Raw genomic sequence first — 16157 nt, 5'->3', positions numbered from 1 at the left:
AGGGGATCGCTGAAATGCCTGTAATGCCCGAATTGTGTGCCGATACCATAGTTTATAACGGCACGATCTGGTGTGGATACGAAGAGGGCACAGTTGAAGCCCTGGCCATCTGGCAAGGCAAGGTGCTTGCTACGGGTACGAAGGACCAGATATGGTCCTTGAGGGGCGACAAAACCCGTTTGATCGACCTCGAAGGGCGCTTCGCGACACCCGGATTAAATGATGCCCATCTGCATCTTATCTCGGTCGGGCTTACACTCAAATGGATTGATGCGACACCGCAGGCCGCGCCAACATTACAGAGCCTGCTTGATGCCATTCGCGAGAAGGCTGCTTCTGCGCCTCCCGGGACCTGGATCAAAGCACGCGGTTATGACCAGACGAAGCTCGACGTCGGTCGTCATCCCCATAAGTCGGAGCTCGATGCGGTCGCTCCAAACCATCCCGTCATGCTCGTACGTGCTTGTGGCCACGTGTCGATCTTCAACTCGAAAGCCTTTGAGCTGGCCGGTGTGGATGAAAACTTCCCGGTACCGGAAGGCGGTTTGATCGAACAGAAAAATGGCGTTCTGACCGGGATGGTGGCTGAAAATGCTCAAGGCGCCGTTCGCAGGGCTATCCCCAAGGCGACGACGGAAGAAATGATCGAAGCCATTGAGGCTGCGGGCAACCTTCTTCTTTCCTACGGCATTACCAGCGTTATGGATGCAGCTGTCGGTCAGGTTGCGGGCTTCGATGAAATCCGTGCCTACAACATCGCGAAGCTGCAAAAGCGTTTGCCGGTACGCACCTGGCTCGTACTGCTTGGCGACCCTGGGCCTTCCATCGTTGAGGAATGCTATAAAGCAGGGCTTGTTTCCGGTGTCGGTGACGACATGCTGACGGTCGGTGCCGTCAAGATTTTCCTCGATGGCTCAGCAGGCGGGCGGACCGCGTGGATGAGCAAGCCTTATCTTGGCGACGACAACAATATCGGTGTCCAGATATTACCGGACGCGGAATTGGAAGCGCTGGTGCTGGACGCGCATAAGAAGGGTTACCAACTGGCATGCCACGCTATCGGCGATGCAGCAATCGGCCAGCTGATCATGGCCTATGAAAAGGCGCTAGTCGCTTATCCCGATCCCGACCGCCGCCATCGTATCGAGCATTGCGGTTTCTCCACGCCGGCGCAACACGAGCGGATGAAGAAGGCCGGCATTTATCCGTGCCCGCAACAGGTCTTCATCTATGATTTTGGAGATGCCTATATTTCTGTTCTCGGCGAGGAACGCGCCCTTTCAAGCTACCCGCTGAAGACGTGGAAAAATCTCGGTTTCAAACCCGCGACCGGCAGCGATGCGCCGGTTTGTCACCCCAATCCCTATCCGAATATCTATTCGATGCTGACCCGTGAAACGGGCAAGGGGACGGTGATGGATGCCCGCGAGTGCGTGACCATTGAAGAGGCTCTGCAGGTTTACACCGAGTTCGGAGCTTTTTCACAGAAGTTGGAGAATGTGAAGGGCAAGCTCGTGCCTGGACAGGTTGCCGATATTGCAGTTTTCACGCGCAACATGCTCACTGCAAAGCCGGAAGAAATTCTCAACGACACGCATTGTGTTCTTACCCTACGCGACGGTGAGATCGTGTTCGAACGGTCGTGAAGCGATACTCCGGTTCCTGCCGGATCATAAAAAGAATTGAAGCGGAAACGCTTCGGCGCAATGTCGGACAGCGAAGTTTCGGCGGAACTGTCCGAATGAACGGTTCATCTGAATCGCAAGAATGACACTTATGAAGGGGAACAATATGAGAAAATTTGCATTGCTGGCGGCGCTGTCCGCAGCTCTGTTGACGGGAACGGCAGCCTATGCTGCGGATGAACCGCGTTCAGGGGGCGTTATCAATTTCGTCGCGCCTTACGGCGACAGCTTCTCGACGCTGGACATTCAGGCATCGCCTGCCACGCAGGACGAGTTCTACGCCAAAGCTATTCACCGCACGCTCTATGATTGGGATGCCGATTTGAACAAGCCGGTGCTCGGTCTTGCAACGGACGTGGCCGTGTCCGACGACCGGCTCGTCTATACCTACAAGCTTCGTCAGGATGCATTTTTCCACAATGGCAAGCCTTTGACGGCAGACGACATTATCTGGAGCTACACACGGATAATGGACCCGAAAAAGGCATTCCCACCAGCACGCTACATTGCCGAGATCAAAGGAGCGGAGGAATATACGCAGGGTAAGGCCAAGGAAATCTCCGGTCTGAAGAAGATCGATGACCATACGCTCGAGATCACGTTGAAGCAGCCGATCGATCCGGGTTTCCAGTTTATGCGTAACAACACAGCGATCTATCCTGCAGGCGAGGGGGACAGTGAGGAATTTCAGCGCCACCCCGTCGGTCTCGGACCATACAAGTTTGCCGAATATGTTCCCGGCTCACGCCTCACGGTCGAGAAGTGGGACAAATACTACGAGAAGGGCAAGCCTTACGCCGACAAGATCAATATCATGATCATGGGTGATGCGGCGGCGCGCGATGTCGCGTTCCGCAACAAGGAAATCGATGTAGCTGTGCTTGGCCCCGCGCAGTACACTGCCTATCTTGCCGACCCCGAACTGGCGAAGAACATGGTCGAGGTGGCGGAAGTTTATACGCGCGCCGTCGGCTTCAACCCGGATTTCAAGCCGTTCCAGGACAAGCGCGTCCGTCAGGCAATCAACTACGCGATCGATAGCGATCTCATCATCAAGCGTCTGGTCAAGGACAAGGCCTATCGTGCTGTAGGTTGGCTTCCAAACTCATCACCAGCCTTCGACAAGGATGCGAAGCCATATCCGTATGATCCCGAAAAAGCGAAAGCCTTGCTCGCAGAAGCCGGATATCCAGATGGTTTCGAGTTCGAACTGACTGCAACGCAGAATGAGAGCTGGGGTTTGACCATTGTTCAGGCGATCATTCCGATGCTCGCCAAGGTCGGCATCAAGGTGAAGGCCAAGCCGGTAGAGGCCTCTGTGCTTGCTGATGTGGTTCCGGCTGGCAATTTCCAGGCCTATATGTGGTCGCTCGAAAGCGGGCCCGATGCACTCACCGCGATGCAGTGCTTCTATTCCGCGACGCCGCAATCCGCATGCAATTATCAAAAATTCTCCAATGCGGAATTCGACAAGATTGTCGACGAAGCCAAGGTGGCAAAAACCGAAGAAGAGAAGAACGAACTTCTGAAGAAGGCGAACAATCTGTTGCAGGAAGAAGCGCCGGTCTGGTTCTTCAACTACAACAAGGCAGTGATGGCACACCAGCCATGGCTGCATGGCCTGCAGCCGAACTCGGCGGAACTCGCGGTTCAGTCCTATGAAAAGCTCTGGGTGGACGACACGGTTCCGGCCGGTCGCTAGTTCCAGCTGTTCTGGATCGGCCCGCTCTTTCTCGGGCGGGCCACTGATCCCCTTTGCTCCAGCGTAATCGGCGCTGATCCGAAAGGAGGACCGTGTGCTCTATTTTATTTTCCGGCGCGTCCTACAGATGATACCGACGGTCGTGGCGGTATCGTTGTTGATTTTCGTTATCTTCAGCGTGGTTCCAGGTAGCATCGCTTCCGGCCTTATCGCCAATGGCAAGGGCATGAACGATCCGAAAATGGTCGAGAAGATCACCCAGGAATTCGGGCTCGACAAGCCTGTTCATGTGCGTTTCGGTAACTATCTCGTTCAGTTGGCGCAGTTCGATCTAGGGACTTCTTATCGTTCAAGGCAGCCGGTTATCTCGCTTATTCAGGAGCGAATGTGGCCCACGCTGAAGCTCGCTTTTGCCGCGATGGGACTTGCTATCCTGATCGGGGTGCCGCTCGGATTTCTCGCAGCGTTGAAACCCGGAAGCATTCTTGACAGCGTGACCATGATAGGAGCGGTTTCGGGTCTTTCCTTGCCGCAATTCTGGTTGGGTCTGCTCGCCATGTATCTCTTTGCATTGACGCTCGGATGGCTGCCGAGCTTCGGTTATGGCGACGGCGGCATCAGAAATATTATCCTCCCGGCGCTCACTCTGGGTGTCGCGCCCCTTGCACTGTTGGCAAGAACGACGCGAGCAGCCGTGCTTGAAGTGATGGGTGCCGATTTCATTCGAACAGCGCGTTCCAAAGGCATGAGCAGCTTTCGGCTTGTGAAATGGCATGTCATGCGAAATGCGCTGGTGCTGATCATCACGACTATCGGCCTGCAGTTCGGATCGATGATGGGGCAGGCCGTGGTGGTGGAGAAACTTTTCTCGTGGCCGGGTCTTGGTTCCTTGCTGATTGATAGCGTTTCGCTGCGCGACATCCCCGTCGTGCAGGGGGCAATTCTCGTAATCGTGTTGTGGTTTCTGGTTATCAATACGATCGTTGACATCCTCTACGCGGTTATCGACCCGCGTATAAGCCACGAGTAAGCCCATGAAGCTCCGTTTCAATCTCGTATTCGGCGGTTTCATATGCATCGTCATCGCGGCGGCGGCGATTTTTGCACCGCTGCTGGCCCACTATAACCCGGTCCTTGATGCCGATTTGATGAACGCCGAACTTCCGCCTGACACACAATTCTGGTTTGGTACCGATGCACAGGGGCGCGATGTCTTTTCGCGAATCCTCTATGGCGCGCAGGTGTCACTGACCGTCGGCGTCGTCTCGCAGTGCATCAACACTGTCATTGGTTTGTGTTTTGGCATTTCCGCGGGCTATTTCGGCGGATGGTGGGACGATCTCGTCAACGGTCTGACAAATCTGATGCTGGCGATACCGTCGCTCATCTTTGCTCTGGCAATCATGGCTGTCCTCGGTCCCGGTTTGCCGAGCCTTCTGCTTGCTCTGGGTTTGACGAACTGGTCCTGGACCTGCCGGATCGCGCGCAGCTCAACCCTTTCTCTCAAGAAACAGGGATATGTTCAGGCCGCCAAGATGCTCGGTTATAGCGATGTCCGCATCATGATCACGCAGATTGTGCCGAACATGATCGGCCCTATCCTTGTTATCGGCACTCTTGGAATGGGCGATGCTATCCTTGCGGAAGCAGCTCTTTCCTACCTTGGTCTCGGTATCAGCCCCCCCGATCCAAGCTGGGGGAACATGCTCACCGATGCGCGAGAGCTGATTGTGAACGCGCCTTGGGCTGCGGTGTTTCCGGGCCTGGCTATCTTCCTCACGGTACTCGGACTCAATCTGTTCGGCGATGGTCTTCGTGACTGGCTCGACCCGCATATGAGGACGCGCAAAGTATGAGCGAACAACCACTTCTAGAAGTCGAAAATCTTCGCATCGATATCGTTTCCGGTTCAAGCAAACATAACGTGGTCGAGGATGTATCGTTCACAATCGCCGCTGGCGAGACCTTTGGTCTGGTGGGCGAGTCCGGCTGCGGAAAGAGCATCACCGCGCTGTCCATGATCGGGCTGTTGCGTAAGCCGCTGTCAATTACCGGAGGCGCGATCCGCTTCAAAGGACAGGACCTGCGAGCCATGTCGTCGCGCGAAGTGCGAAAGCTGCGTGGCAATCGTATCGCGATGATTTTTCAGGAACCGATGACCGCCCTTAATCCCCTGTCACCAGTGGGAAGACAGATTGCGGAAATGTTCGTGCTGCATCAGGGGGCAACCTGGCATGAGGCAGAACGCAAGGCGATTGAAGCACTTGCCAGCGTTCAGGTGCCCGCACCAGAGCAGCGTGTGAAGAACTATCCGCATCAGATGTCTGGCGGCATGCGCCAGCGTGTGATGATCGCGATCGCCCTTGCATGCAATCCCGATCTGCTGATCGCCGATGAACCCACGACCGCGCTTGACGTGACCGTTCAGGCAGAAATTCTGCGTCTTATGCAGGAACTTTGCACGGCGCGAGGGACTTCCGTTCTGATGATCAGCCATGATCTTGGGGTCATTGCGAAAATGTGTCGTCGCGTGGGTGTCATGTATGCCGGGCATCTGGTCGAGGAGCGTGTAACGGCGGATCTGTTTCATCATCCGGCACATCCTTACGCGCATGGTCTTCTGGCGTCCCTGCCGCAGCTTGGATCGCGCCAGACGGAAGGCCAGCTACGGCTTCAGGAAATCGAGGGTGTCGTGCCATCGATTTCCGCTTTTCCAAAAGGCTGCCGGTTCGAGCCGCGTTGCACGCGTGCGACCGATGTTTGCCGTGCGCAAAAGCCGGGCTGGACGCCGCTTGAGGATGCCGGTGTGGTGAGGTGCTTCCATCATGAATGATCTACATTCAACCAAACTGGCAGAACCTTTGGTTCGCATCGATGATGTCTGCGTTTACTTCCCGGTGAGCGGTGGAATTTTCAGTCGTTCCAAGCAATTGCTGCGCGCCGTCAACAATCTCAGCCTGACGCTTAACAAAGGCGAGTGCCTTTCGATTGTAGGGGAGTCTGGTTGCGGTAAGTCCACACTGGCCCTCTCCATAGTCGGCTTGCAGAGACCGACCAGTGGGCAGATCTATTTTGAAGGACGTCCGATCACAGGCAAGAATGAACCTTCCCGTCTGGAACGGTCGAAGATGGCGCAGATGGTCTTTCAAGATCCGTTTGCTTCACTCAATCCTCGCCAGACGGTGTACACGTCGCTCGCTGCACCTTTGCGACTTCACGGCGTGAAATCGCGTAGCGAAATCGACGGTCGCATTGAAGAGATCCTACGTCTCGTTGGTTTGAAACCCGAGCAGGCGAGGCGTTTTCCGCACGAATTTTCCGGTGGTCAACGCCAGCGTATAGGGATCGCACGAGCGCTGTTACTTAATCCGAAAGTCATCGTGCTCGATGAGCCCGTTTCGGCCCTTGATGTCTCGATCCGGGCGCAGATCATCAATCTGCTCCTGGAGCTGAAGGAGCGGCTTGGCCTTTCCTACATCATGATCAGCCACGACCTGAGCGTCGTGGAGCATATGAGCGACCGGGTGGCGGTCATGTATTTCGGGCAGATTGTCGAAAGTGGTCCGTGGGATCGGATTTTCTCGAATCCAACCCACCCTTATACCCGGCGGCTGATTTCGGCCATTCCTGACCCGATGACCGAATTGACGGGCGGTCGACTGATTGACGATCGAAACCCGCCGCAACCGCCTGCCGGTTATGCGTTTTACCCAGACAGCTTCGGCACGCATGACGTTCATAAGATACCACCTCCTACGCAATTGATTAATATTGGTGGAGAGCAGCGTATCCGCGTTATGAAGAAACCCTGATTTGCAATAAAAAGCGCCGCTAAGCGGCGCTTTTTATTGCTATATTGGAAGTTCAGCCGCTGATGAGCTTGACTTCCATGAAGTCTTCCAGCCCCCATTTGCCGCCTTCGCGACCATTACCCGACTGCTTGTAGCCTCCGAACGGGCTGCCCGGCGCGCGGGAGGTGCCATTGATCTGCACCATGCCGGCACGCAACTTTCGAGCCACGCGTTTCGCCCGTTCCGGGCTGCCGGTCTGGATATAGGCTGCAAGTCCGTAAGGCGTGTCATTGGCAATGGCGATGGCTTCTTCTTCCGTATCGAAGGGGATCATAGCCAGCACCGGTCCGAAGATTTCTTCGCGGGCAATCGTCATGTCATTATTCACATCGGCAAAGACGGTTGGTTTGACGAAGTCCCCTTCGGTGAATCCATCGGGACGCCCCGTTCCACCAGCCACAAGCCGAGCACCTTCGTCGATGCCCTTCTGGATCAGTTTCTGCACTTTCTCGAACTGGATCGAAGAGGAAAGCGGGCCAATATGATCGCCTTCTTCTGCCGGGTCACCAACCTTCGTGCCTTCCGCCACCTTCCTGGCGAGTTCGACCGCTTTGTCGTAAACCGAACGTTCGACCAGCATGCGCGTCGGCGCATTGCAGGACTGGCCGGTATTTTCGAAACAATGGGCAAGGCTGCGGGCAATGGTCTTTTCGAGGTCGGCATCGGCGAAAACGATATTCGGCGACTTGCCGCCAAGTTCAAGCGAAACCCGCTTCACCGTTGCTGCTGCAGCTCGAGAGACCGCTGTGCCTGCGCGCGTCGAGCCGGTAAACGACATCATGTCGACATCCGGATGCTGCGACAGGGCCTCACCAACGACAGCACCTTCGCCATTGACGAGATTGAACACACCTTGCGGGAAACCAGCCTCATCCACAAACTCGGCGAAGAGCATGGCCGACATGGGGGCAATCTCGGATGGCTTCAGTATGACGGTGCAGCCGACAGCTAGCGCAGGGATAACTTTTAGCGCGATCTGGTTCATTGGCCAGTTCCAGGGCGTGATGAGGCCGCAAACGCCAATCGGTTCGCGCACTATCGTCTGGTTCGGAAATTTCGGAGAAAGAAGCTCTTCGAACTCGAAATTCTCGAATGCTGCGATGAAGGCTTTGGTATGCGAAAGGCCTGCCGCAGCCTGCGATTCCCGCGCAAGCGTGATTGGCGCTCCCATTTCCAGCGAGATCGCCTTGGCCATTTCCTCAAGACGAGCTTCATAAATTTCCACGAGCCGTCGAATATAACCGATGCGGTCCGCGGCAGAAGTTTCGCTCCAGGACGGGAATGCCTTGCGGGCAGCTGCGACCGCCAGATCAATGTCTTTCGCAGAGCCTGCAGAGATTACGGCATAAGGCTTCTCGTTAGCGGGATTAATGACCTCAATGGACTTGGCCTCTACCGGAGCGCGCCATGCGCCATCGATATAGAAGTCTGTTTTCTGAATGAGGTTTTTCTGAAGCATCGTGCCGTCGTCCGTCGCGCTTAATGTCCCGGGTCGTTTCAAGCGGACCCGGTTTGTGTTTTGACACTAATACCCGGACATTGCAGCGTCAAAACAGAAGGCTGCATGGAAGCATCAATTTTTCTTATTCATTATCGTAAGCCTCAATCTCGACGCCCAAAGCGGCCAGCCCTTCCTCAAGATAATCTCCGAGAAGTGGTGTGCCGATAAGATACTTGGCCTCCCGACCATTATCGCGGTCGGCAGCGGTTGACAGGGCTTCGTCCCATTCGTCGACGCTGAAATCACCCCGTCCTACCCACATCAGCGCCAGCAGTTCCTGTCGTTCGTCTATGTTAAGAGAACGAATAGCCGCAAAAAGTTCCTTTCGAGTGGGATTGGTCAGCGAGGCATCGAGAATATCAACTTCGTTGTCATCGCTGGCGTTGGATCCGGAGTCTTCATCGGTAGCGGGAACCTGAACATCATATTCCCGAGCCTTGGCGATAATAAATTCCAAATTCTCAATATTGTTGACCAACTCGACCACGCTCGCCTCCGTCACCTTGGCTATTTGTCAAACAACGCTTTCGCGAAGCCTTGGTTCCGGTTGCCTCAAAGAGCGGGATCGGCTTCGCGCAGCCTGTAACCGACGCCTGTTTCGGTCAGGATATAATGCGGCTGATCCGGCGATTTTTCAATCTTCTGCCGTAGCTGGCGGACATAGATGCGAAGATATTGCACGTCAGCCGCCGGTCCCCAGACCTGGCTTAAGATGAAATGGTGAGTCAGCACTTTCCCTGCATGCTGTACGAGCAAGCTCAGGATATCATATTCTTTTGGCGACAGCTTAATTTCTTCGCCGTTCAGTTTTACAATGCGGCGCACGAGATCGACGGTCAGACCACCACATTGGAAAAGCGGCTTTTGTCCCTGCTGTTGTAGTCGATGCCGCAAGGCGACCCGAAGACGAGCGGCAAGCTCCTTCATTCCGAAAGGTTTCGGGATGTAGTCATCTGCCCCTTCTTCAAGGGCGCGGACAATCCCGGCTTCATCGGTGCGGCTCGAGAGGATGAGAATTGGCAAGCTTATTCCGTTCTCTCTCCAGCGTTGGAGCAGAGTATGGCCGTCGGTATCAGGAAGGCCCAGATCGAGCACCACGATGTCGGGCTTATCCATTGCAATGCGTTCGTCAGCTTGGCTGCCATCTGCAGCTTCGACAACGGTATAGCCTTCTGTTGTCAGTCCGACCCGCAGCAATTTGCGGATGGCTGGTTCGTCATCGACAACTAGAATCTTGAGCTTCGGATCGTTCATGAATCCCTGTCAACTTCATCAGCGGGAATGGGCAAGGTGACCGTAAATACAGCGCCAGTACCTTCTTGTTGGTTACCTGCCCGGATGGAGCCTCCCATCGCCTCGATGAAACCGCGTGCGATAGGAAGACCCAGTCCGGTGCCAGCCTGAACGTGATCTCCTTTACGCACACGATAGAACGTATCGAACACATGCTCCAGATCGTCATGAGGAATCCCTGGGCCTCGATCCGAGATTTCCAGCGTTATGTTGGATGTATCCGCGTGAGCTTTAACCGTAATGGGCGAATTCTCCGGAGCGTATTTTGCGGCGTTGTCGAACAGATTGAATAAAGCCTGCTCAAACAGGACGGCGTCAAGGTGGACCATCGGCAGATTGACTGGAACCGCGACGTTGACCTGATGGCAGGCGAGTATCCTGGATGCACGATTGAGTGCAGCCCCGATCAGGTCTCCAACAAAATGAAGCGAGAGATTAGGCTTCATCGCACCGGCTTCGATGCGGGTCATATCAAGGAGATTGGCGATGAAGCGGTTCAAGCGTTCAGATTGATCCACGACGGTTGCAACAAGCTCTGATCGGTCGGCGTCCGGCAAAGATGCGGAATAGTCGCGCAGTGTCGTCGCGGCTCCGAGAATGGCAGCCAAAGGGGTCTTCAGATCGTGCGAGATGGAGGTGAGCAATGCCGAACGCAGCTTGTCAGCTTCGGCGGCCAGTTTTGCCCGCTCTACATCGCCAACAAGCTGAACGCGTTCGATGGCAATTGCTGCCTGATCGGCCAGAGCTTCGAAGAGACGCTGTTGCTCAGGCGTGAGAATTGGGCCCACACGATCATTATCGAGACCGATAACGCCAACGGACGTTCGTGCAGTTTTGAGAGGCAGATAGAGCCGCTTTGCACCCGGCAGCGTATTGGCGCCGCGGCCTGCCGGCAAGTCATGCTCCCAGGTCCAGTGCGCGGCAGCTATATCAGCATCGTCCAGAGTATCATCTGGCGGATAACCGGCCCTGACAGCAATGCTGTTAACGTCGGGAAGCAGAATTACGACCCTTACCTTGAGCATGGATGCGATCTGGAATGCCGTTGCCCAGAGCACATCATCAATTGAACCTGTTCCTGCCAGCTTTTTACTGAAGAGATACAGATCTTCCGTCATGCGCGCGCGTTGTCGCGCAGCCGCGGCCTGCCTTTGGACGCGACTTGCCAGATTGCTGGCGATAACGCTCACAAACAGGAAGAAAACCAACGCTACGACACTTTCGGGATCGGCGATTGAAAGCGTGTAAAGTGGCGAGAGAAAAAAGAAGTTATAGGCGAATGCGCTGATTACGGATGCAAAAAGCGCAGGCCAAAGACCGAGGGTGACTGCGACACCAAGAACGCCAACAACGAATACCAGCGCTATGCTGCGCACATCCAAAAACTGATCGAGCAACAGCCCGACAACAAGGGCTACGCCGGTCATTGCCATGCCGATCAGATAGGGCGTTACATCGGGCGGTGTGTTGTGCCGGGCGGTGTTTATCTTGCGGCTGGCGCTCCCATTTTCGTGCTCGACCCCGGCTGTTATATGAATATCGATAGCACCGGAAAGCCGGACAAGCTCGCGCGCGACGGACCCGTCAATCATCTCGCGCCAACGCGACTTTATGGACTTTCCGGCTACGATCTGAGTGAAGTTGTGAGCTGAAGCGTAGCGAACAATGTCTTCGGCTACTGACTGGCCCGGAATGGTGATCGTTTCCCCGCCAAGCTGTTCGGCAAGCCTCAACGCCGTTGCAAGCCTGTCCTTTGCTTCATCGGCGAGCCCCGCAGAACGGGCGGTTTCGATATGGATTGCGGCCCATGGGGCGCGAAGGCGATCTGCAAGCCGACGGGCATAGCGAACAAGCGATACACTGCGCGGACTGTCATCGACGGCGACCAATATGCGATCGCTTGCCGCCCAGGGCCCTTCTATCGCATGAGCGCGCATATGGCTGAGAAGCTGTTCGTCTACACGTTGGGCGGTGCGGCGCAGCGCCAGTTCGCGTAACGCTGTCAGGTTGCCGGGGGAAAAATAATTGCGGATCGCCCGTTTCGCTGTCTTGGGAAGGTAGATCTTGCCTTCATTGAGCCGTTTAATGAGATCTCCGGGGGTGAGATCAATCAGTTCGATGTCGTCGGCACGGTCGATTATGCTGTCGGGCACAGTTTCACGCACGCGAATACGGGTGATCTGCGCCACAACATCATTCAGGCTTTCGACGTGCTGGATATTGAGCGTTGTGTAAACGTCGATACCGCGCGCCAGAATTTCCTCTACATCCTGATACCGCTTGGGATGCCTGCTGCCGGGCGCATTCGTATGTGCAAGTTCATCTACCAGAACCAGCTGCGGCTTGCGCGCCAGAACCGCATCGATATCCATTTCTTCGAGTTGATGACCCCGATATGCAACGCGCGCGCGAGGAATGATTTCAAGCCCTTCAGTAAGGGCTTCAGTCTCCGCTCGTCCGTGCGTTTCGACAATGCCGATGACGACATCTATTCCATCAGCTTTGCGCGCGCGGCCCGACATCAGCATTTCATAGGTCTTGCCGACACCTGGCGCAGCACCGAGAAATATCTTCAGACGGCCACGCGTCTCGCGTTCCGCCTGTTCAAGCAGAGCATCCGGGGAGGGTCTGTTTTCGCCGAAACGAAGCGGGTCCGATGTCAAACAAGGCTCCTAACAGGAAAGGGCGGCAAATCTTGCCGCCCGAGTTATTCTACTTGGTTTCGTCCCTGTCCAGAACAAGGTTCAGCTCGAGAACATTGACCACCGGCTCCCCGAGGAATCCAAGTTCACGAGGTTCGATCTGTTGCTCTACAATCCGGCGCAATGCGGCTTCATCAATCCCGCGTGCCTTTGCAACGCGAGGCACCTGATAGAAGGCTGCCTCCGGGGAGATATGCGGATCAAGACCGCTTGCAGATGTTGTCACGAGGTCAATCGGTGGTTCTGTAGAGCCTTCTTGGTGCGCAAGGGCCGCGGCGTTCGCTTTAATCCGCTCAATGAGCTTTGGATTGGTTGGGCCCAGATTGGAACCACCGGAGCTTGCGGCATCGTAACCGTCTTTTCCTGCGGCAGATGGCCGACCGTGAAAATACCGATCGCTGGTAAAATTCTGGCCGATCAATTGGGAGCCGATGATTGTGCCGTCCTTTTCGATAAGGCTGCCACTGGCTTTCGCCGGAAAGATCGCTTGGGCGATGCCGGTCATGCCGAGCGGATAGAGTAATCCGGTTATAACGGTAAGCGACACGATCATGACAAGCGCTGGACGAAGTTGTTTCAGCATTTTTGCTTATCCTTATACGAGGCCAAGGGTGATAATCGCCAGATCGATGGCCTTGATGCCCACGAACGGCACGACGACACCGCCGAGTCCGTAGATTAAAAGATTACGCGAAAGGAGAGCGCCTGCGCCGACCGGCTTATAGGTGACGCCTCTCAACGAAAGCGGGATCAGGGCCACAATGATCAGGGCATTGAAGATGATGGCCGACAAAATGGCACTCTGTGGAGAAGCCAATCCCATAATGTTGAGCGCGCCCAACTGCGGATAAAAGGCCAGAAACATCGCCGGAATGATTGCAAAGTACTTCGCAATGTCATTGGCGATGGAGAATGTGGTCAGTGCCCCCCGCGTCATCAGCAATTGCTTGCCGATCTCAACAATTTCGATGAGTTTCGTGGGATCACTGTCGAGGTCGACCATATTGCCTGCTTCACGCGCGGCAACCGTGCCGGTGTTCATGGCCACGCCTACATCAGCTTGCGCAAGGGCAGGGGCATCATTGGTGCCATCGCCGCACATTGCAACAAGTTTGCCCTTGGACTGTTCCTCGCGGATCAAAGACAGTTTGTTTTCAGGCGTTGCCTGCGCCAGAAAGTCGTCCACCCCGGCTTCGGCGGCGATGGCTGCTGCGGTCATCGGGTTATCACCGGTAATCATGACTGTACGAATACCCATCCGGCGCAGTTCCGCGAAGCGTTCACGGATGCCGCCTTTGACGATGTCCTTCAGATGCACGACACCAAGGAGTTGACCATCCTTGGCGACAGCAAGCGGTGTGCCGCCCGCCTTGGCGATCGTATCAGCGATGGATTGCAGTCCGGACAGGGTGCCTTGATCAACGCGGCTGCTCTGCTCCACATAGGCGAGCACCGCATCCACCGCACCTTTGCGAATGACAGAACCTTCAACATCTACCCCGCTCATGCGGCTTTGTGCGGTGAACGGTACAAAATGAGCGTGAAGGCTCTGCATGTCGCGCCCACGCAGGCCGTATTTTTCCTTGGCAAGAACGACGATAGAGCGACCTTCCGGTGTCTCATCGGCAAGCGAAGCCAACTGTGCCGCGTCGGCCAAGTTTTGCGCGGTTACGCCGCTGACAGGTACAAAAGCAGTCGCCTGACGATTGCCGAGGGTGATCGTTCCGGTCTTGTCGAGAAGAAGCGTGTCGACGTCCCCTGCGGCCTCTACGGCACGACCAGACATGGCAAGCACGTTGAACCGAACGAGACGATCCATGCCCGCAATGCCAATAGCGGAAAGCAAGGCGCCGATTGTAGTCGGGATGAGTGTTACAAACAGTGCAACCAGCACTGTGACCGGAACATAACCGCCTGCATAGGTCGCAAAACTCGGGATTGTCACAACGGCCAGAACGAATATCAGCGTCATGCCTGCAAGCAGAATGTTGAGTGCGATCTCATTCGGCGTCTTCTGACGTTCGGCACCTTCCACCAGGCTGATCATCTTGTCGATGAAGGTTGAACCCTGCGCGGCAGTGATGCGGACCTTGATCCAGTCGGACAGGACCTGTGTTCCACCGGTGACGGCGGAGCGGTCGCCGCCGGACTCGCGAATGACCGGTGCGGATTCCCCGGTGATGGCCGCTTCGTTAACGGAGGCCACGCCTTCGATGACTTCGCCATCCGAGGGAATAATGTCACTGGCTTCCACCAGAACCACATCACCCACCTTCAGACTGGTCCCCGGTACATTCTTCCAGCTTTGGCTTTCCGGACTATCCAGAAGTTTGGCCTGCGTTTCTGTTCGTGTGCGGCGCAGGGAGTCCGCCTGCGCCTTTCCACGTCCTTCGGCGACGGCTTCAGCAAAATTCGCAAACAGAACCGTGAACCATAGCCAGAGAACGATCTGGAACGAGAAGCTGGCATCGGGATTGCTGGTGGCAACGTCCTTCAGGAGAAGCAACGTGCTCAACAGTGAAACGACTGCAACCACAAACATTACCGGATTGCGTGCAAGGCTCCTCGGGTTGAGCTTGCGGAAGGCATCGCCGATGGCGGGTAAAAGGATGCGGGCATCGAGAATGCTCGCGGATTTGGACTGGCTCATAAAGGAGGCTCCAGTAAATTACGTTTCCGTTTCGGAAAATCTCAGATCAACCCGGCAAGCTGAACCGCGAGAAGGATGGCGGTCGTTGCCAGAAGGATAGAGAGGATGCAGTTTGAGGGGCGCAGCATCAGAACATTTGTCCCTTGATCATTGCGAAGTGCTCGGCGACGGGCCCGAGCGCCAGCGCGGGGAAGAAAATCAAGCCACCGACTACGAGAATGACGCCAATCAGCAAGCCGACGAAAAGCGGGCCTGTTGTCGGGAAGGTACCGGCGGATTGCGGAGCGGCTTTCTTGGCGACAAGCGAACCGGCGATTGCGAGAGCCGGAATGATGACGAGAAACCTTCCCATCAACATGGCGAGACCGATCGTGATGTTGTACCACGGCGTATTGCCGGATAATCCACCAAAGGCAGAACCATTATTCGCTGTCCCTGAGGTATAGGCGTAGAGGATTTCCGAGAAGCCATGCGGGCCGGGGTTGGCGATTGACGCCAGACCTGTCGGTAGGACCGAAGCAATGGCCGTGAATCCAAGAATGGACAACGGCAGGCAAAGGACGGCCAGCATCGCCATCTTCACCTCCTTGGCTTCGATTTTTTTGCCGAGATATTCGGGAGTTCGCCCAACCATCAGGCCAGCTACGAAAATGGCGACGACGACGAAGAGGACTATGCCGTAGAAGCCTGCGCCACCCCCGCCGATGATTATCTCCCCAAGCATCATATTGATCATGGGGATCATTCCGCCGAGCGCCATCATGCTGTCATGC

General features: G+C 55.6%; 13 protein-coding genes. 6 read left to right on the top strand and 7 right to left on the bottom strand.

What is annotated here, in order from left to right:
• Window positions 1-23 precede the first annotated feature (23 nt).
• The 6 genes from JNC63_RS16040 (at window position 24) to JNC63_RS16015 (ending at window position 7199) form a co-directional block, all read left to right on the top strand.
• Entirely contained in the window at window positions 24-1646 is a 1623-nt protein-coding gene (locus JNC63_RS16040) for an amidohydrolase (protein ID WP_374846531.1), read from the top strand.
• 145 nt (window positions 1647-1791) lie between these two features.
• Window positions 1792-3387 (top strand): ABC transporter substrate-binding protein, encoded by a 1596-nt coding sequence (locus JNC63_RS16035; RefSeq protein ID WP_021587268.1) that lies wholly within the window; start codon window positions 1792-1794, stop codon window positions 3385-3387.
• A 94-nt stretch (window positions 3388-3481) separates the two neighbouring features.
• Window positions 3482-4417, top strand: a complete 936-nt coding sequence (locus JNC63_RS16030) for an ABC transporter permease (protein WP_006469040.1) — start codon at window positions 3482-3484, stop codon at window positions 4415-4417.
• Between the two features lie 4 nt (window positions 4418-4421).
• The gene (locus tag JNC63_RS16025) at window positions 4422-5243 is read left to right on the top strand and encodes an ABC transporter permease (protein ID WP_006469039.1); all 822 of its coding nucleotides are present in this window, start codon (window positions 4422-4424) and stop codon (window positions 5241-5243) included.
• Complete coding sequence (locus JNC63_RS16020) at window positions 5240-6220, top strand: ABC transporter ATP-binding protein (protein ID WP_021587267.1); 981 nt, start codon at window positions 5240-5242, stop codon at window positions 6218-6220. Before JNC63_RS16025 ends, JNC63_RS16020 begins: the two co-directional genes overlap by 4 nt.
• Window positions 6213-7199: an ABC transporter ATP-binding protein gene (locus JNC63_RS16015; RefSeq protein ID WP_006469037.1), complete on the top strand. Its 987-nt coding sequence runs from the start codon at window positions 6213-6215 to the stop codon at window positions 7197-7199. The genes JNC63_RS16020 and JNC63_RS16015 overlap by 8 nt, the downstream gene beginning before the upstream one ends.
• 52 nt (window positions 7200-7251) lie before the next feature.
• Here the strand turns inward: JNC63_RS16015 and JNC63_RS16010 are convergent, their stop codons facing one another.
• From JNC63_RS16010 to JNC63_RS15980, 7 genes are all read right to left on the bottom strand, one after another.
• Complete coding sequence (locus tag JNC63_RS16010) at window positions 7252-8697, bottom strand: aldehyde dehydrogenase family protein (protein ID WP_006473151.1); 1446 nt, start codon at window positions 8695-8697, stop codon at window positions 7252-7254.
• 124 nt (window positions 8698-8821) lie between these two features.
• Window positions 8822-9226, bottom strand: a complete 405-nt coding sequence (locus JNC63_RS16005; protein ID WP_006473150.1) for a DUF3775 domain-containing protein — start codon at window positions 9224-9226, stop codon at window positions 8822-8824.
• Window positions 9227-9291: 65 nt separating this feature from the next.
• Window positions 9292-9993, bottom strand: a complete 702-nt coding sequence (locus tag JNC63_RS16000) for a response regulator transcription factor (RefSeq protein ID WP_006469034.1) — start codon at window positions 9991-9993, stop codon at window positions 9292-9294.
• Window positions 9990-12695 carry a DUF4118 domain-containing protein gene (locus tag JNC63_RS15995; protein ID WP_006469033.1) on the bottom strand — a complete coding sequence of 902 codons (2706 nt, stop codon included), beginning with the start codon at window positions 12693-12695 and terminating at the stop codon, window positions 9990-9992. Before JNC63_RS15995 ends, JNC63_RS16000 begins: the two co-directional genes overlap by 4 nt.
• A 49-nt stretch (window positions 12696-12744) precedes the next feature.
• A complete protein-coding gene (gene kdpC / locus JNC63_RS15990; RefSeq protein ID WP_006469032.1) occupies window positions 12745-13317 on the bottom strand; it encodes a potassium-transporting ATPase subunit KdpC in 573 nt (190 codons plus the stop codon).
• A gap of 12 nt (window positions 13318-13329) precedes the next feature.
• Entirely contained in the window at window positions 13330-15384 is a 2055-nt protein-coding gene (gene kdpB, locus JNC63_RS15985; protein ID WP_006469031.1) for a potassium-transporting ATPase subunit KdpB, read from the bottom strand.
• Window positions 15385-15511: 127 nt separating this feature from the next.
• Window positions 15512-16157, bottom strand: a 646-nt coding sequence (locus JNC63_RS15980) for a potassium-transporting ATPase subunit KdpA (protein ID WP_374846482.1), incomplete at its 5' end; no start/stop codon positions are given.

Source organism: Brucella ciceri (genome assembly GCF_041930145.1).
Lineage (GTDB): Bacteria > Pseudomonadota > Alphaproteobacteria > Rhizobiales > Rhizobiaceae > Brucella > Brucella intermedia.
Note: the sequence above shows the minus strand (reverse complement) of the source record. Positions and strands in the feature narration are given on the sequence as shown.